The following is a 13,267-nucleotide window of genomic DNA, read 5'->3' as shown; positions in this document are numbered from 1 at the left end:
TCGTGTTTCGACAGCTCCCCGCCTCGCCAACCGACACAGGACCCGCGGCCGCGGTCCGCGATACAGGGGGGTGATTGTCCCGCGAACCTGTTGCCGAACGGTCAATCGCGTGGAAAATTCATGACGCCGGCGTCATGGTCGCGCGCTTCTCGACGCCCGGCACGGTCGCATCATCTGAAAATTCGACGACAGGGATGCCGGAGATAGATGAACGAGACGTGTACTGCCGCAGGCCCCGGGGTGAGCGGAATGGGGGTGGGTTCGTTTTCGAACCCCGGAGATATTCCTGCCAGCGGTCTCCGGTACGCGGTTGCCCTGCCGTTCTACCAGAGGCACGGGATTTACATCGAGGATGCGGGTAAGACCATCGAGGTGAAAGGAGGAGCTCACGAGCTGACAATCGAAGAAACGCGATCCACGACTCAAACGATCCCTCTGGGCGGGGGTGGCGACGACTGGCGCAGTACAATCAGATCCGTCGTGGGAATCGCCGTGAGAACGGCGGAGAATGCTCTGAGGCGGAAGTATCCGTACCTTCCCGACGGTGCGATTTTCGGCTTGCTCGGATTTGGCGAGAGCAGTGCGGATTCAGTCAGCAAGCAGGACAGGGTCACCTTCGGCGTCAGGGACAAGATCAAAATCACCCCTCTCATCGGAAAGACCATCCTGGCTCGACCTGTGTACTTCAAGGTGAAATCCGTTTCCGACGAGTGGGTGAGAGACCCCGGAGGGGGATGGCCGAGGCTGGTGAGGGGGAGCGTCGTATCGGATGCCGTGGTCAAAATGGGCTGGATTCTGGAATGCCCCGCTGCCGGGGGAAGAGTGAGAATGGCCCGGCAAATGCCGAGCAATCCCAAGGAAGGGGTGGAATACGATTACATGGCCGACACGATGCTCACAATTCCCGCACCCCCCGACCCTGAAGTGGATGAATGCGCCCCTCCCACGGGACCGCCCGATCGCATGGACGCGATCACCGGAGAGAACAGTATTCGGTGGCACTTTTCCGGGCCACAGGAGAGCACGGTGAAATCTTTGGGTGACGGGATGCGCCGGGAGGATTACCGGAACCCGGACCGGGCGTACCTTGCCGGAATCTCGGTGCGGTGTCCACCCCCGAAGTATCAAGAAGGATCCAGGACGTACGAATGCTATCGAATCGAGTACCACATCGAAGGGACAAGTGCGGCTTCTCTCGACTGGAGCTGGGGTGACCGGTCGAAGGGAACGCTGTCTTTCGCCGACGGGGTGAGGAAGATTGCGCCGTGGGAGTCAGACCCGAAAAGCATGGCTCAACACAGGGGGATTCCCGCCGATGGTGGCGAGTATGAATACGACCTGAAATTCAATGCATTCGTTGATTTCCCGTCGGCCGCTCCACGTTTGCGGGTGTGCGTCATTCCGGTCAAATAGAATCCACTTTGGCCTCCCGTCCCCCACCAAGTCGTCCTGCTCGTCCTCGTGGGGAGGAAGGGGCGGGGATCCACGCCGGCGGGTCCGCCGATCGTCCGCGCGGCGGCCGTCGGCTTCATCGGGGTCTTCGCCCGCTACTGGTGCCTGGCCGGGGGCAGCAGCGGCTTCCCGCTCAGCTCCACGCCCGCCCGGCCCATCTCCTCGACGGCGTGCTCGGCGGTGGCGGCCGACACGGCGGCGGTCAGATCCAGCGAGACGTGGGTGCGGAAGCCCTCCCCGACCGCGTCCAGGGCGGTGGCCCTCACGCAGTGGTCCGTGGCCAAGCCGACCACGTCCACCTCCTCGACCCCGTGGGCCCGCAGCCACTCGGCGAGCGCCACCCCGTTCTCGTCGACTCCCTCGAAGCCGCTGTAGGCGGCCGTGTAGGCGCCCTTGTCGAAGACGGCCTCCACGGCGCCGGAGGCGACGGCGGGGGCGAGATTGGGGTGGAAGCCCACCCCCTCCGTGCCGGCCACGCAGTGCGCTGGCCAGGAACGCACGTAGTCCGGGTCGTCGGCGAAATGGCCACCGGGAGCGATGTGCCGGTCACGGGTGGCCACCACGTGCCGCTCGCCTGCGGGCGACCGCGCGATCAGCTCGGTGATCGCGGCGGCCACGTCGGCGCCGCCGGCGACCGCGAGGCTGCCTCCCTCGCAGAAGTCGTTCTGCACGTCGACGACGATCAGGGCACGGCGCATGACGTTGGTCCCTCGACTCTCGGGCGGCTGTGTGGACGGACGGCGGGGGCCGTGTCCTCGAGCCTAGGCAGTCCGGGCCCGGTCCGGGAGGGGCCACGTCCGTCCGTGTGGCGTCGCGCCCGCCACACGCCGCCGCAGGTCCGCGGGCGACGCCACCGGCCCGGCGGCCTCGACAGGGTCCACCGCCCCGGCCTCGTGTCGGCGGCGTCGCCTCGGCCGAGACCGTACTATCCCTGCCCGTGGACCCCCAGGTACTCCGTCGGGAGTGCCGGGTCGCCGGGGGAGAGGCGGGTGGCGGAGGCGGGCAGGCACGCGCGGACGGCCGCGTGTCGGTCGCGGGCGGCGTCCAACGGCTCACGGCCCACGATCTCCCCGCCCTCGATCAGCGGGACGAGCAGTCCTCGGTCGGCGAGGTCCTCGGGCACCGGCCCGGTGCCGACCACTTCGGCGATCGGGGTCCCGGCCTCGTCCACCCTGCGCGCCGCCCACTTGCGCCCGCCGACGGAGGTCTTCCCCCCGGTGGCCCGCTTGGCCACCGGGACCAGCGGGGCCCCCGGATCGGCCGACGTGGCCCGAGCGACCAGCTTGTAGACCATGGCGGCGGTGGGGTGGCCCGACCCGGTCACCAGACGCGTGCCGACGCCGTACGCGTCCACGGGCGCCGCGGCCAGGGAGGCGATGGCGTACTCGTCCAGGTCCGACGTCACGACGATGCGGGTTCCGGCGGCCCCCAGCTCGTCCAGTTGGCGTCGCACCCGGTGCGCGGCCGACACCAGGTCGCCGGAGTCGATCCGGACGGCTCCCAGCCCCGTGCCGGCGACCTCGACGGCCGTCCGCACCGCCTCGGTCACGTCGTAGGTGTCGACCAGCAGGGTGGTGTCGGGACCGAGGGAGTCGACCTGGGCGCGGAACGCCTCCCGTTCGTCGTCGTGCAGCAGGGTGAAGGCGTGCGCGGAGGTGCCCACGGTGGGAATGCCGTGGCGGAAGCCTGCGGCGAGGTTCGAGGTGGCCGAGAAGCCGCCCACGTAGGCGGCCCGGGCGGCGGCCACCGCCGCCAGTTCGTGGGTGCGCCGGGCGCCCATCTCGATCAGTGGACGGCCCGCCGCCGCGGCCGTCATGCGTGACGCCGCGGCGGCGACGGCGCTGTCGTGGTTGAGGATGGAGAGGATCACCGTCTCCAGGAGCACGCACTCGGCGAAGGTCCCCTCGACCCGCAGGACCGGGGAGCCGGGGAAGTACACCTCGCCTTCGGGGTAGCCGTGGACGTCTCCCGTGAAGCGGTAGGCGGCCAGCCGGCGCAGGGTGGCCTCGTCGACGACGCCCCGGTCGCGGAGGAAGTCGAGGAGGTCGTCGTCGAAGCGGAAGTCGCGCACCGCCCGCAGGACGCGGCCCACGCCCGCGACCACGCCGTAGCGGCGACCGTCCGGCAGCCTCCTGGCGAAGACCTCGAACACGCATCGCCGATCGGCGGTTCCGGCCCGCAGCGCGGCCCGCAGCATGGTGAGCTCGTACCGGTCGGTGAACAGCGCCGTGGAGGGGACGTCCACCGGCGACGCCTCGCCGTCCGGACGCGGGGCGCGCTGGGGCCCGGCCGCTCGGAGTGGGGCCGGATCTACGGTGTTCATGGCCGGAAAGCGTACCCCTGATCTCGTCATCCTGACGATTTCGATACGCGTGCCTCCGTCCCGAAGCGACCCGGATCCGGCGCCGCCGGGCGGGCGAGGGGCCACGCCCGTTTGTGCGCCCACCCCCGGGTGGTGGCAGCATGGGCCCTGTGACGGCAGCCGCACCCATCGAGATCGAGAAGACCGAGCCGGCGGAGGAGACCTTCGCCGTGCCCGAGCCCGACGTGCCGTGGGTGACGATCGTCCACAACGACCCCGTCAATCTCATGAGCTACGTGACCTACGTCTTCCAGGCCTACTTCGGGTACTCCAAGGACAAGGCCACGCGGCTGATGCTCGACGTCCACCGCAAGGGACGCGCGGTCGTCTCCAGTGGCTCGCGCGAGGAGATGGAACGGGACGTCCAGGCCATGCACGGCTACGGGCTGTGGGCCACCCTGCAGCAGGACCGGAAGTAGCGATACGTCTCCATGCCAGGAAACTTCGAACCGCTCCCCGGCGGCGGCGCCGCCGTCGCGCTCGACGACGTCGAGATCTCCATCATCCGGTCGCTGGCCGCGCAGCTCCTGGAGCTGATCGGCCCGGGGCCCGCCGCCGACCCTCCCGACGACCCCCTCGCGGAACTCTTCGCCGAGGGGCCGAGCGAGCCGCCATCGGACCCCGTGCTCCGGCGCTTCTTCCCGGACGCCTACGGGGACCCCGAGGCGGACGCCGGACCGGCCGAGGCCGAGGAACGGCGGGCCCACTCGGCCGAGTTCCGCCGCTACACGGAGAACGACCTGCGCGCGGGCAAGCGGGACAACGCGCTCGTGGTCGTCCGCCGGTTGGACCTGCTCGCCGCCGAGTCCGCCGGCGAGGGGGGAGCGGTCCTGACGCTGACGCCGGACGAGTCCCGGCAGTGGCTGGGGGCTCTCAACGACCTGCGGCTGGCCATCGGCTCCCGGTTGGAGATCGCCGGCGAGGACGACACCGACCTCCTCTACGGGCTTCCCGACGAGGACCCCCGCAAGCCGATGGTGATGGCGTACCTGTGGCTCGGTGGCCTCCAGGAGACCCTGGTGGCCACCCTGACCCTTTGATCCGCGCCCCGTCCGCCCCCGGCGAGTCCCGCACCTCGGGCCGCCCCGGCGCGGTCGCCTGTCCGGGATGCGGATGGGCCGGTACCGACCCGTGATACGCCGCGTCGCGCCCGCCTATCCTGGCCCGCATGCTGACCATCACCCAGGACCTTTACGACCGGATCGTCGCCCACGCCCGAGCCGACCACCCGGACGAGGCGTGCGGCGTGGTGGCCGGTCCGGCGGGAGAGGACCGGCCCGAGCGCTTCGTCCCGATGCTCAACGCCGCGCGCTCGCCCACCTTCTACGAGTTCGACTCCCAGGACCTGCTCCGGCTCTACCGGGAGATGGACGACCGGGACGAGGAGCCCGTGGTCGTCTACCACTCGCACACCGCCACCGAGGCGTACCCCTCGCGCACCGACGTCTCCTACGCCAACGAGCCCGGCGCCCACTACGTCCTGGTGTCCACCGCGGACGCCGACGGCGCCGGGGAGTTCCAGTTCCGCTCGTTCCGGATCGTCGACGGAGAGGTGACCGAGGAGGACGTCAGGGTGGTGGCCGGTCCTTGAGTCGGTCGCGGGGCCGCTCACCCGGCCGGTCGCCGAGCCCGTCCGGGGGGCGTCTCGCCATGCGAATGCCAAGGGTCCGTGGAGTGAGATCCCCCTCCGGGGGGCGGGGTGGGAATCGATACGATGACCCCATGGTTCTCCTCGACGTGGGCGAAAAGGCGCCGGGCACTCTGCTCGTGGCGCGGTTGCACGTCGATCTCTGCAGGCTGAACAGCGCCATCTGTTGATCACCCGTCGCCGCCGCGCCCCACGAGGTGCGCGGTGGTGCCGTCGCGCGCCGTCACGCTCCACACCGACCCTCCCGACAGGAGTCCTCAGCATGGCCATCGAGGTCCGTATCCCGACCATCCTCCGCCAGTACACCGACGACCGGAAGGCGGTGGAGGGCACCGGGGACACCCTCGCCGAGCTCCTCGCCGACCTGGAGACCCGGCACCCCGGCATCAGGGCCCGGATCGTGGACGGGGAGCGGCTGCGTCGGTTCGTCAACGTCTACGTGAACGACGAGGACGTCCGCTTCCTCGACGGCATCGAGACCAAGCTCTCCGACGGTGACAGCGTGACCGTCCTGCCGGCCGTCGCGGGCGGTTCCTCGGCCGCCCGGCCGCGTCCCGCGCGCGCGGTGGGCCGTCTGCGGGCCGGGACGGCCTGACCGCGATGCGGTACGACTCGCCGTTGGCCGCGGTCGGCGACACCCCACTGGTGCGGCTGCCGCGGCTCTCGCCGTCCGACGACGTCCGTGTCTGGGCCAAGCTGGAGGACCGCAACCCCACCGGTTCCGTCAAGGACCGTCCCGCGCTGCACATGATCGAACAGGCGGAGAAGGAGGGCCGGCTCGCCCCCGGGTGCACCATCCTGGAGCCGACCAGCGGAAACACCGGTATCTCGCTGGCCATGGCCGCGCGACTCAAGGGCTACCGGATCGTCTGCGTGCTGCCCGAGAACACCTCCCGGGAGCGCCGCGACCTCCTCGCCATGTGGGGGGCGGAGATCGTCGCCTCCCCCGCGGCGGGCGGTTCCAACACCGCCGTGCGAGTCGCCCGGGAACTGTCCGCGGAACACCCCGACTGGGTGATGCTCTACCAGTACGGCAACCCTGACAACGCCGGGGCGCACTACGCCACCACCGGTCCCGAGATCCTGGCGGACCTGCCGTCCGTCACCCATTTCGTGGCCGGCCTCGGTACCACCGGAACGTTGATGGGAGTGGGTCGCTACCTGCGCGAACACCGTCCCGACGTGGCGATCGTCGCCGCCGAGCCACGCTACGACGACCTGGTCTACGGGCTGCGCAACCTCGACGAGGGGTTCGTCCCCGAGCTGTACGACCCCTCGGTGCTCAGCGGTCGTTTCTCGGTGGGTTCCGCCGACGCCGTCGCCCGCACCCGACAACTCCTGCGGGAGGAGGGCATCTTCGCCGGGGTCTCCACGGGGGCCTCGCTGCACGCGGCGATCGGAGTCGGGAACCGCGCGGTCAAGGCGGGAACCGCCGCGGACATCGTCTTCCTGGTGGCCGACGGGGGTTGGAAGTACCTCTCCACCGGTGTCTACACGGCGGCGACCGACGAAGAGGCCGTCGCGGCCCTCCAAGGGCAGCTCTGGGCCTGAGCCGCCGCGCTCGGGCGAACGCGGACGGACGGGGGGCGCGACGGGGGCGCGAGCCTCAGCGGGCGAGTCGTCGGACCCGGTCCCAGAGGACCGGGTCGACCTCCCCCACCCGCCGTCGGAAGGCGGGCACCGGGACCTCGCGCAGCTCGTCGGTCTCCAGGAACCCGGAGAGTCCCCCGCCCTCCCCGGCCGCGCCCGGCGGCAGCGGGATCACCCCGGGGCGTCCCTCCCGGCGGCGAGAGGTGATCTTCGCGACCAGTGCCCTCTCCCGCCCGACCGACAGCACCAGACAGGGGCGGTCCTTCGATCCGGACCCCTCCTCGTAGGGCACCGCCGCCCACCAGATCTCGGCCGGGCGGGGTCGGCGAGGAGCGGGACCGGTCGGACGTCCCGGCGGTCCCGCCGGGCCCCCGGGGCGCCGGCGCCGAGGCCGGGGGGCCCGACCCCAGCCGTCCACCAGGGCGGCGACCACGGCGAGCACCACCACCGCGGCCCCCGCGAGCCACCACGACGTGTCCATGAGACGACGGTACCGGCGTACGCCGTTCCCACGCGCCCCCCGAATCCCGTCACGCGCCAGGCATCCAGCCGAACCGGTGACGGTGCAGGTGAGTTCCCCCACAACGCCCCCTCCTGGAGGAGCCACCCCGGGAATCCCGCCGTACGCTCGACGGACCGCACGAACCCCGTCTCCCCCATGCGCCAGCGGAGGTTTCTGCCCGATGAAGCTCACCGTCGTCGGCTGCTCGGGCTCGTTTCCGTCCGCGGAATCGGCCTGTTCGAGCTACCTCGTGGAGGCCGACGGCTTCCGACTGCTCCTCGACATGGGCAACGGCGCCCTCGGAGAGTTGCAGCGCCACTGCGACCTCTACGCACTCGACGCCGTGTTCCTCAGCCATCTGCACGCCGACCACTACATCGACATGTGCGTCTACTTCGTCGCGCGGTACTACCGGCACGACGGGGGCCGCTGCGCCCCGCTCCCGGTCTTCGGCCCCGAGGGCACCGAGCACCGGCTGGCCTGCGCCTACGGCGACACCCCCACCGCTTCCTCGATGAGCGAGGTCTTCGACTTCCACACGGTCAAGCCGGGCACCTTCGAGGTGGGTCCCTTCACCGTCCACACCGACCGGGTCGCCCACCCCGTCGAGGCGTACGCCCTGCGAGTCGAGCACGCCGGGCGTGTCCTCACCTACTCCGGCGACACCGGTGTCACCGAAGCCTTGGACGAACTCGCCCGGAACGCCGACCTCTTCCTGTGCGAGGCCGCCTTCACCCACGGCAAGGAGGACATCCCGGACGTGCACCTGACCGGCCGTGAGGCGGGGGAGAGCGCCGCTCGCGCGGGGGCCAGGCGTCTGGTGCTCACCCACATCCCGCCGTGGACCGACCCCCGGGTCAACCTGGCCGACGCCCGCGCCGCCTTCGACGGCCCGGTGGAGTTGGCCGCGCCGGGAGCCACCTACGAGGTCTGACGCCGTTCGGGTGTCGCGCCCCGAAGCACGGTCGCCGGTCTTCGAGGTCCCCCGCCGCCCGGCGGAATCCGCCGCGACCTACGGACGGGGCTCGGTCTCGGGTGTCCCGGCGGGTTCCTCGTCGCGCTCACGACCAGGGGTCGGCAGATCGAACCGGGTGATGGCGAAGCGGAACACCGCGTAGTAGACGGCCGCCGCGCCCAACCCCACCAGGACCAGCCCCCACGGGTTGGTCGCGATCCCCAGATTCAACGTGAAGTCGACGGCGCCCGCCGAGAAGCCGAAGCCGCTCTTCATGCCCAGTGCCCAGGTCAGGGCCATCGACACCCCGGTCAGGACGGCGTGGACGGCGTAGAGGGCCGGGGCGATGAAGAGGAAGGTGAACTCGATCGGTTCCGTGACGCCGGTGACGAACGAGGTGAGCGCGAGGGAGAACATCATGCCTCCGACGACCTTGCGGCGTTCCGGTCGGGCGCAGTGGGTGATGGCCAGACAGGCGGCGGGGAGGGCGAACATCATGATCGGGAAGAAGCCGGTCATGAACTGACCGGCCGTCGGATCGCCGGCCAGGAAGCGCGCGATGTCGCCGGTGGCGCCCTGGTACTCGCCGGCCTGGAACCACGGGAAGGAGTTGAGCAGATGGTGCATCCCGACCGGGATCAGCGCCCGGTTGGCGACGCCGAACACACCCGCGCCCACGGCGCCCGATCCCACCAGCCACTCGCCGAGATGGTGCAGACCGGTGCCCAGGACGGGCCACACGTACCCGAAGACGACGCCGGCGACCAGTCCCGCGAACGCGGCGAGGATAGGCACCAGGCGCCGCCCGCCGAAGAAGCCCGCCCACTCCGGCAGCCTGGTGCGGTGGAAGCGCTGGTACAACAGTGCCACCACGACCCCCATCACGACGCCCCCGAGGACCTTGGCGTCCACCGGTGCCCCGACCGTCACCACCCTGCCCTCCGCCACCTCCGCGACCCGCGGCAGGCTGCCGTCGGTGAAGGTGCCGAGCACCTTCCGGAAGACCAGGTAGCCGACGACCGCCGCCAACGCCGTGGAGCCGTCCGACTTCCGGGCGAAGCCGATGGCGATCCCGACCGCGAACAGCAGCGGCATCTCCTCCAGGATCGCCTCCCCCCCTGCGGCCATGAACCCCGCGACCCTGGTCAGCAGGCCCGGGAAATCCGGGCGACCGAGCATGTCCGCGCTGCCGAGCCGAACCAACAGGGCCGCCGCGGGCAGCACCGCCACCGGCAGCATGAGACTCCGACCGATGCGCTGGAGACCGGCGGTCACTCCCGGCCCCCTTCTCCCGCCGGTCGCCGAAGCGGAGTTCGCCGTGGTCAAGAGATCCTCCAGTCGTCCGCCCGGGTGGGGGAGGGAGCGGGAAGAGCGGGAAGGAAGACAGCGGCAGCACCGGCTCACCGGGCCAGTGGTGTAGACCTGTTCTAGCACGGCGGCGGGTCGCCCGAAACCCGCCGCACCCGGACGCTCCGTCCCATCCCGGGCGGTCGGGTGCGGCGGGCGGGGACGCCCGTCGCACCCTCGCCGACCTCCGTACCCGGGAGAAGTGGATGACGACCAAAGCCGAGAAGATCGTCGCCGGACTGGGCGGCATCGACAACATCGAAGAGGTGGAAGGCTGCGTGACCCGCCTGCGCACCGAGGTTCGGGACGTCTCGCTGGTCGACGACTTCGCGCTGCGGGCCGCCGGGGCACACGGTGTGGTCAGGATGGGCACCGCCGTCCAGGTGGTCGTCGGCACCGACGCCGACCCCCTCGCCGCCGAGATCGAGGACATGCGCTGAGCCTCGTGGGGCGCGGCCGGCGGCGCCGATCCCGCCGCGATGGTCCCGGACCGCGCGGGACCACCCGAATGTCCTAGGCTCACCCGCATGTCACGCATCGACGGCCGCACCCCGCAGCAGCTCCGCCCCGTCACCATCGAACGCGGCTGGAGCAAGCACGCCGAGGGCTCCGTCCTCGTCTCCTTCGGCGACACGAGGGTCCTCTGCACCGCCTCCCTGACCGAGGGCGTCCCCCGTTGGCGCAAGGGCAGCGGGGAAGGGTGGGTGACCGCGGAATACTCCATGCTGCCGCGCGCCACCAACACGCGGGGGGACCGCGAGTCCGTCCGGGGGCGCGTCGGCGGGCGCACGCACGAGATCAGCCGTCTGATCGGGCGCTCCCTCCGTGCCGTCGTCGATCACCGGGCGCTCGGAGAGAACACCGTCGTCCTGGACTGCGACGTGCTCCAGGCGGACGGCGGCACCCGGACCGCCGCCATCACGGGGGCCTGGGTGGCGCTGGCCGACGCGGTCGCGTGGGCCCGGTCGCGGAAGCTGATCCGGCCCGGTCGCGAACCCCTGTCCGGAACCGTGTCCGCCGTCTCCGTCGGCATCGTCGACGGCACGCCGCTCCTCGACCTCCGCTACGAGGAGGACGTCCGGGCGGACACCGACATGAACGTGGTCTGCACCGGAGACGGGCGGTTCGTCGAGGTCCAGGGCACGGCCGAGGCCGAGCCGTTCGCCCGCGAGGAACTCGGGACGCTGCTCGACCTCGCCACCGCCGGATGCGCGGAGCTCGCCGATCTCCAGCGCCGAGCCCTCGCCGCCTCCCGCGCCGAGTAAAGGGCGCCCCAAGCGCCGACCAAGAAAAAGCCGGGGGCGCGCAACCCTCCGCGTCGTCGAGGCGTCCACCACAGTGTGGGCGCGCGGCTCGGTTCCGCGCGCCCACACCGTCGCCGCCTTCAGGGCCACCCGGCCCGTTCCCCTCGGGAGGACCGAGACCCATGGCCGTCACCCGACGCAGCCGTCGTCATACCGTCATAGCCACCGTGCTGGCCGCCGGGCTCGCCGTCGGCCTCACCACCGGCTGTGACGCGGTGGGCAAGGCTCTGGACTGTGTCCAGGCCGCCGACGCCGTCGCCGACAACGTCACCGAGATGCAGCAGGCCGTGGAGAGCGCCACCGAGGACCCCACTCGCCTGTTGGACTCCCTGGCCTCGATCGACCAGGACCTCGAACAGATCGGCGATCAGACCGACAACGCCGACGTCGGTCGCGCGGTCGACGACCTCGGCGCGGCCGTCGACAGCGTCCGCGCGGCCGTCGAGGGCGGTGACCCGACCCCTGACCTCGGCCCCGTCACCGACGCCGCCGGTGAACTCACCAAGGTCTGCACGCCTTGACAGCTCCCCGGCCGGAGGGCCGGGGAACCCCGCTCGGGCCGTTGCGGGTCGCCTCGGGTACGTTCCGGCCTCGCCGCGAGGTGCCGGGCGCTCGCTCGGTCCCGGGATACTGGGCCCATGACCCGCCTGATCCTCGCCACCCGCAACGCCGGAAAGATCACCGAACTGAGGGCAGTCCTCGGCGGTGCCGGCCTCCGTCACGAACTGGTGGGCGCCGAGGCCCACCCCGAGGTGCCCGACGTCAAGGAGACCGGCGTCACCTTCGCCGAGAACGCCCTCCTCAAGGCCCACGCCCTCGCCCGGGCCACCGGCCTGCCGGCCGTCGCCGACGACTCCGGGCTCTGCGTGGACGTCCTCGGCGGATCACCCGGGATCTTCTCCGCCCGTTGGGCCGGTCGGCACGGTGACGACCGGGCCAACCTGGACCTCCTGCTCGCCCAGCTCTCCGATATCGCCGACGAGCACCGCGGCGCCCACTTCGCCTGCGCCGCCGCGCTCGCGCTGCCCGACGGCACGGAGCGTGTCGTGGAAGGGCGGATGCGCGGGGTGCTCCGACGCACCCCGGCCGGCACGGGCGGCTTCGGGTACGACCCGATTCTCCAGCCGGAGGGCGAGGACCGGACGTGCGCCGAGCTGACAGCCGAGGAGAAGAACGCGATCAGCCACCGGGGGAAGGCCTTCCGCGCACTGGTCCCGGTGGTCCGGGAGCTGCTCGGCTGATCGGACGCGAAGAGGCGGCCCGATCGGCAGGGGTGCCTCGGGCCGCCGTGGTGCGGCGGAAGGGATTCGAACCCTCAAGCCCGATCAAGGGCCACAGATCCTAAGTCTGCTGCGTCGCCATTGCGCCACCGCCGCCGGTGCGGGTCATCGTACCGGGCGGGGGCCGGGCGCCTCGCTCCCGCCCCGCCTCCCGGGGGCGCCTCCCCGACGCGGGAGCGGCCGGCCGCCGGAGAGACCCACCGGCGGTCACCGCCCTTGCGGTGGGCTGCCGTTCGACCGAGGGAGCGCGACCCGACCCCGTCGGGCGTCAGATGCCCAGATCCTTGATGATCTTGGCGACGTGCCCGGTGGCCCGGACGTTGTACAGCGCCCGCTCCACCTTGCCGTCCTCGTCGACGACGATCGTGGACCGGATGACACCCTGGTAGGTGCGACCGTAGTTCTTCTTCTCGCCGAAGGCCCCGTACGCCTCCAGGACCTCCTTGTCCGGATCGGCGAGCAGGGTGACCCGCAGGGACTCGGCCTCCCGGAACCTCGCCAGCTTCTCGGGCTTGTCGGGCGAGACGCCGATCACGTCGTAGCCCGCCCCGGCGAGCAGCTCCAGGTTGTCGGTGAAGTCGCACGCCTGCTTGGTGCAGCCCGGTGTCAGCGCGGCCGGGTAGAAGTAGACGATGACCTTGCGGCCCTTGTGGTCGGCGAGGGACACCTCGTTGCCGTCGGCGTCCGGGAGCGTGAAGGCGGGGGCGGTGTCCCCGGGTCGCAGTCGCTCGCTCATCAGGTCTCTCCTTCGTGGAAGCCCCGGCCTCCGGGCCGGGAGGGGTGCCGCTCGATCGCGGGGAGGCGACGGAGGCTCCGGGGGCGGGGCC

17 protein-coding genes and 1 tRNA gene are annotated in these 13,267 nt (G+C 71.3%); 12 read left to right on the top strand and 6 right to left on the bottom strand.

The features are described 5' to 3' along the window. The first annotated feature begins 207 nt into the window (after positions 1-207). Positions 208-1,413, top strand: a complete 1,206-nt coding sequence (locus JEK78_RS07190; RefSeq protein ID WP_200263273.1) for a hypothetical protein — start codon at positions 208-210, stop codon at positions 1,411-1,413. A 134-nt stretch (positions 1,414-1,547) separates the two neighbouring features. Here the strand turns inward: JEK78_RS07190 and JEK78_RS07185 are convergent, their stop codons facing one another. Together JEK78_RS07185 and JEK78_RS07180 are read right to left on the bottom strand one after the other, a co-directional pair. Continuing rightward, positions 1,548-2,150 carry an isochorismatase family protein gene (locus JEK78_RS07185; protein WP_200263272.1) on the bottom strand — a complete coding sequence of 201 codons (603 nt, stop codon included), beginning with the start codon at positions 2,148-2,150 and terminating at the stop codon, positions 1,548-1,550. A 227-nt stretch (positions 2,151-2,377) separates the two neighbouring features. After that, a complete protein-coding gene (locus tag JEK78_RS07180; RefSeq protein WP_200263271.1) occupies positions 2,378-3,775 on the bottom strand; it encodes a nicotinate phosphoribosyltransferase in 1,398 nt (465 codons plus the stop codon). Between the two features lie 140 nt (positions 3,776-3,915). Between JEK78_RS07180 and clpS the strand changes: the two genes are divergently transcribed. The 6 genes from clpS to JEK78_RS07155 all read left to right on the top strand — a co-directional run bounded on the left by clpS (position 3,916) and on the right by JEK78_RS07155 (position 7,013). Continuing rightward, the gene (gene clpS, locus JEK78_RS07175) at positions 3,916-4,233 is read left to right on the top strand and encodes an ATP-dependent Clp protease adapter ClpS (protein ID WP_200263270.1); all 318 of its coding nucleotides are present in this window, start codon (positions 3,916-3,918) and stop codon (positions 4,231-4,233) included. 12 nt (positions 4,234-4,245) lie between these two features. Then, on the top strand, positions 4,246-4,854 hold the full coding sequence (locus JEK78_RS07170; RefSeq protein ID WP_200263269.1) for a DUF2017 domain-containing protein: 609 nt from the start codon (positions 4,246-4,248) through the stop codon (positions 4,852-4,854). Positions 4,855-4,982: 128 nt separating this feature from the next. Continuing rightward, a complete protein-coding gene (locus JEK78_RS07165; protein WP_200263268.1) occupies positions 4,983-5,405 on the top strand; it encodes a M67 family metallopeptidase in 423 nt (140 codons plus the stop codon). 131 nt (positions 5,406-5,536) lie between these two features. Continuing rightward, complete coding sequence (locus JEK78_RS23765; RefSeq protein WP_346251059.1) at positions 5,537-5,632, top strand: putative leader peptide; 96 nt, start codon at positions 5,537-5,539, stop codon at positions 5,630-5,632. Between the two features lie 92 nt (positions 5,633-5,724). Then, the gene (locus JEK78_RS07160) at positions 5,725-6,057 is read left to right on the top strand and encodes a MoaD/ThiS family protein (protein WP_200263267.1); all 333 of its coding nucleotides are present in this window, start codon (positions 5,725-5,727) and stop codon (positions 6,055-6,057) included. A gap of 5 nt (positions 6,058-6,062) precedes the next feature. Further along, positions 6,063-7,013: a cysteine synthase gene (locus tag JEK78_RS07155; protein WP_200263266.1), complete on the top strand. Its 951-nt coding sequence runs from the start codon at positions 6,063-6,065 to the stop codon at positions 7,011-7,013. Positions 7,014-7,068: 55 nt separating this feature from the next. Here the strand turns inward: JEK78_RS07155 and JEK78_RS07150 are convergent, their stop codons facing one another. Beyond that, positions 7,069-7,533, bottom strand: a complete 465-nt coding sequence (locus JEK78_RS07150) for a type II toxin-antitoxin system PemK/MazF family toxin (RefSeq protein WP_200263265.1) — start codon at positions 7,531-7,533, stop codon at positions 7,069-7,071. Between the two features lie 202 nt (positions 7,534-7,735). On the opposite strand from JEK78_RS07150, the gene JEK78_RS07145 reads away from it, so the two are divergent. Beyond that, on the top strand, positions 7,736-8,488 hold the full coding sequence (locus JEK78_RS07145) for an MBL fold metallo-hydrolase (RefSeq protein ID WP_200263264.1): 753 nt from the start codon (positions 7,736-7,738) through the stop codon (positions 8,486-8,488). Between the two features lie 78 nt (positions 8,489-8,566). Here the strand turns inward: JEK78_RS07145 and JEK78_RS07140 are convergent, their stop codons facing one another. After that, a complete protein-coding gene (locus JEK78_RS07140; protein ID WP_200263263.1) occupies positions 8,567-9,835 on the bottom strand; it encodes a PTS transporter subunit EIIC in 1,269 nt (422 codons plus the stop codon). A 227-nt stretch (positions 9,836-10,062) separates the two neighbouring features. On the opposite strand from JEK78_RS07140, the gene JEK78_RS07135 reads away from it, so the two are divergent. From JEK78_RS07135 to rdgB, 4 genes are all read left to right on the top strand, one after another. After that, positions 10,063-10,296 (top strand): PTS glucose/sucrose transporter subunit IIB, encoded by a 234-nt coding sequence (locus JEK78_RS07135; protein WP_200263262.1) that lies wholly within the window; start codon positions 10,063-10,065, stop codon positions 10,294-10,296. An 87-nt stretch (positions 10,297-10,383) separates the two neighbouring features. After that, positions 10,384-11,121 carry a ribonuclease PH gene (rph, locus tag JEK78_RS07130; RefSeq protein ID WP_200263261.1) on the top strand — a complete coding sequence of 246 codons (738 nt, stop codon included), beginning with the start codon at positions 10,384-10,386 and terminating at the stop codon, positions 11,119-11,121. Between the two features lie 161 nt (positions 11,122-11,282). Continuing rightward, entirely contained in the window at positions 11,283-11,681 is a 399-nt protein-coding gene (locus tag JEK78_RS07125; RefSeq protein ID WP_200263260.1) for a hypothetical protein, read from the top strand. A 117-nt stretch (positions 11,682-11,798) separates the two neighbouring features. Then, positions 11,799-12,401: an RdgB/HAM1 family non-canonical purine NTP pyrophosphatase gene (rdgB, locus tag JEK78_RS07120; RefSeq protein ID WP_200263259.1), complete on the top strand. Its 603-nt coding sequence runs from the start codon at positions 11,799-11,801 to the stop codon at positions 12,399-12,401. Between the two features lie 48 nt (positions 12,402-12,449). On the opposite strand, the gene JEK78_RS07115 is transcribed toward rdgB, so the two are convergent. Both JEK78_RS07115 and bcp read right to left on the bottom strand, forming a co-directional pair. Beyond that, positions 12,450-12,536: transfer RNA gene (locus JEK78_RS07115), tRNA-Leu, on the bottom strand. Positions 12,537-12,708: 172 nt separating this feature from the next. After that, entirely contained in the window at positions 12,709-13,176 is a 468-nt protein-coding gene (gene bcp / locus JEK78_RS07110) for a thioredoxin-dependent thiol peroxidase (RefSeq protein ID WP_200263258.1), read from the bottom strand. Between the last annotated feature and the right edge of the window lie 91 nt (positions 13,177-13,267).

It is taken from the genome of Streptomyces sp. HSG2, from assembly GCF_016598575.1.
Classification (GTDB): domain Bacteria; phylum Actinomycetota; class Actinomycetes; order Streptomycetales; family Streptomycetaceae; genus Streptomyces.
The sequence above is the reverse complement of the archived record's forward strand: the minus strand, read 5'-3'. Positions and strand labels throughout refer to the sequence as shown.

Coding starts and splice junctions, on each gene's coding strand:
- JEK78_RS07185 (WP_200263272.1), bottom strand. CDS start 2,150: ATGCGCCGTGCCCTGATCGTCGTCGACGTGCAGAACGACTTCTGCGAG.
- JEK78_RS07155 (WP_200263266.1), top strand. CDS start 6,063: ATGCGGTACGACTCGCCGTTGGCCGCGGTCGGCGACACCCCACTGGTG.
- JEK78_RS07145 (WP_200263264.1), top strand. CDS start 7,736: ATGAAGCTCACCGTCGTCGGCTGCTCGGGCTCGTTTCCGTCCGCGGAA.
- JEK78_RS07150 (WP_200263265.1), bottom strand. CDS start 7,533: ATGGACACGTCGTGGTGGCTCGCGGGGGCCGCGGTGGTGGTGCTCGCC.
- rph (WP_200263261.1), top strand. CDS start 10,384: ATGTCACGCATCGACGGCCGCACCCCGCAGCAGCTCCGCCCCGTCACC.
- JEK78_RS07180 (WP_200263271.1), bottom strand. CDS start 3,775: ATGAACACCGTAGATCCGGCCCCACTCCGAGCGGCCGGGCCCCAGCGC.
- clpS (WP_200263270.1), top strand. CDS start 3,916: ATGGGCCCTGTGACGGCAGCCGCACCCATCGAGATCGAGAAGACCGAG.
- rdgB (WP_200263259.1), top strand. CDS start 11,799: ATGACCCGCCTGATCCTCGCCACCCGCAACGCCGGAAAGATCACCGAA.
- JEK78_RS07135 (WP_200263262.1), top strand. CDS start 10,063: ATGACGACCAAAGCCGAGAAGATCGTCGCCGGACTGGGCGGCATCGAC.
- JEK78_RS07170 (WP_200263269.1), top strand. CDS start 4,246: ATGCCAGGAAACTTCGAACCGCTCCCCGGCGGCGGCGCCGCCGTCGCG.
- JEK78_RS07160 (WP_200263267.1), top strand. CDS start 5,725: ATGGCCATCGAGGTCCGTATCCCGACCATCCTCCGCCAGTACACCGAC.
- bcp (WP_200263258.1), bottom strand. CDS start 13,176: ATGAGCGAGCGACTGCGACCCGGGGACACCGCCCCCGCCTTCACGCTC.
- JEK78_RS07190 (WP_200263273.1), top strand. CDS start 208: ATGAACGAGACGTGTACTGCCGCAGGCCCCGGGGTGAGCGGAATGGGG.
- JEK78_RS07165 (WP_200263268.1), top strand. CDS start 4,983: ATGCTGACCATCACCCAGGACCTTTACGACCGGATCGTCGCCCACGCC.
- JEK78_RS07125 (WP_200263260.1), top strand. CDS start 11,283: ATGGCCGTCACCCGACGCAGCCGTCGTCATACCGTCATAGCCACCGTG.
- JEK78_RS23765 (WP_346251059.1), top strand. CDS start 5,537: ATGGTTCTCCTCGACGTGGGCGAAAAGGCGCCGGGCACTCTGCTCGTG.